3 protein-coding genes are annotated in these 1,500 nt (G+C 43.1%); all 3 read left to right on the top strand.

Features of this window, described 5'->3' with window-relative positions; genetic code table 11:
- Window positions 1–416 (top strand): PTS sugar transporter subunit IIC (locus ACLOR3_RS09305; protein WP_412037165.1); only part of this gene is annotated, 416 nt, incomplete at its 5' end.
- On the top strand, window positions 403–1,224 hold the full coding sequence (locus tag ACLOR3_RS09300) for a PTS system mannose/fructose/sorbose family transporter subunit IID (RefSeq protein WP_314837064.1): 822 nt from the start codon (window positions 403–405) through the stop codon (window positions 1,222–1,224). The genes ACLOR3_RS09305 and ACLOR3_RS09300, both read left to right, overlap by 14 nt.
- Window positions 1,225–1,235: 11 nt before the next feature.
- A partial coding sequence (locus ACLOR3_RS09295) for a PTS sugar transporter subunit IIA (RefSeq protein WP_412037164.1) occupies window positions 1,236–1,500 on the top strand: 265 nt, incomplete at its 3' end.

The raw sequence follows: 1,500 nt of genomic DNA, 5'->3' as shown, positions 1-1,500 counted from the left end.
AAACTGTTGTTACAGGTCTTGCTAATGTACAATGGTTGGCAAACGGTCTGAAACTTGCAGGTCAAATGCTTCCAGGTCTTGGATTTGCAATCTTGCTTCGTTACCTTCCTGTTCGTCGTAACCTTCACTACTTAGCACTTGGCTTTGGTTTGACAGCTATGTTGACAGTGCTTTATAGTAATGTTCAAAGCCTTGGTGCTGCAGTGTCTAGCATTGTTGGTTCTGAAGTGTTCACTAAACTTCCAAAAGAACAAGCTATTACTTTTGTTAACAACTTCAAGAGTGTATCTATGATTGGTATTGCCATTATCGGTATCTTCCTTGCAGTACAACACTTCAAAAACAGTCAACGTACAGTCGTAGCTGCTCCAGTAACTGAATCAGAAAGCGGGGAAATTGAAGATGACGAATTCTAAGAACTACAAACTCACTAAAGAGGATTTTAAACAAATCAACAAACGTAGCCTCTTCACCTTCCAATTGGGTTGGAACTACGAACGGATGCAGGCTTCTGGTTACCTTTATATGCTTTTACCTCAGTTGCGTAAAATGTATGGTGATGGCACTCCAGAATTGAAAGAAATGATGAAATTGCATACGCAATTCTTCAATACTTCACCATTCTTCCACACCATTATCACTGGTTTTGACCTTGCTTTGGAAGAAAAAGATGGTGTCAAATCAAAAGACGCGGTCAATGGTATCAAGACAGGTCTTATGGGACCATTCGCTCCTCTTGGGGACTCAATCTTTGGATCACTGGTACCAGCGATTATGGGTTCAATCGCAGCAACTTTGGCTGTTGCAGGAAACCCAGCCGGTATCTTATTGTGGATCGCTGTGGCAGTTGCTTATGATATTTTCCGTTGGAAACAATTGGAATTTGCCTATAAAGAAGGGGTTAACCTCATCAACAACATGCAAAGTACCTTGACAGCTTTGATTGATGCAGCTGCCGTTCTGGGTATCTTCATGGTTGGTGCCTTGATTGCCAGCATGATTGGTGTTGAAGTTTCTTGGACTCCACACATTGGGGACAAAGCGATTGAAATTCAAGACATGCTCAACCTTATCTTCCCACGTTTGGTACCAGCTATCATCACAGGTGTAATCTACTGGTTGCTTGGACGTAAGGGTATGAACTCTACAAAAGCTATCTTGCTCATCATCCTTGCAGCAATCGCATTCTCAGCATTTGGTCACTTCTTCTTTGGAATGGCATAATGGAGTAAGGTATGGCAAAACACCTAGTATTGGTCAGTCATGGTCGCTTCTGTGAAGAGCTAAAAGCCAGCACAGAAATGATTATGGGACCACAAGACAACATTCATGCCGTGGCCCTCTTGCCAGAGGAAGGTCCTGAGGAGTTTACAGCCAAGTTTGAAGCCTGTGTTGCAGACTTTGAGGACTACATCGTCTTTGCGGATCTTTTGGGAGGCACTCCTTGTAATACAGTTAGCCGCCTGATTCTTGAAGGACGTGCGATTGACCTCTATGCAG

The organism is Streptococcus intestinihominis, assembly GCF_046824975.1.
Taxonomy (GTDB): Bacteria; Bacillota; Bacilli; order Lactobacillales; family Streptococcaceae; genus Streptococcus.
Note: the sequence above shows the minus strand (reverse complement) of the source record. Positions and strands in the feature narration are given on the sequence as shown.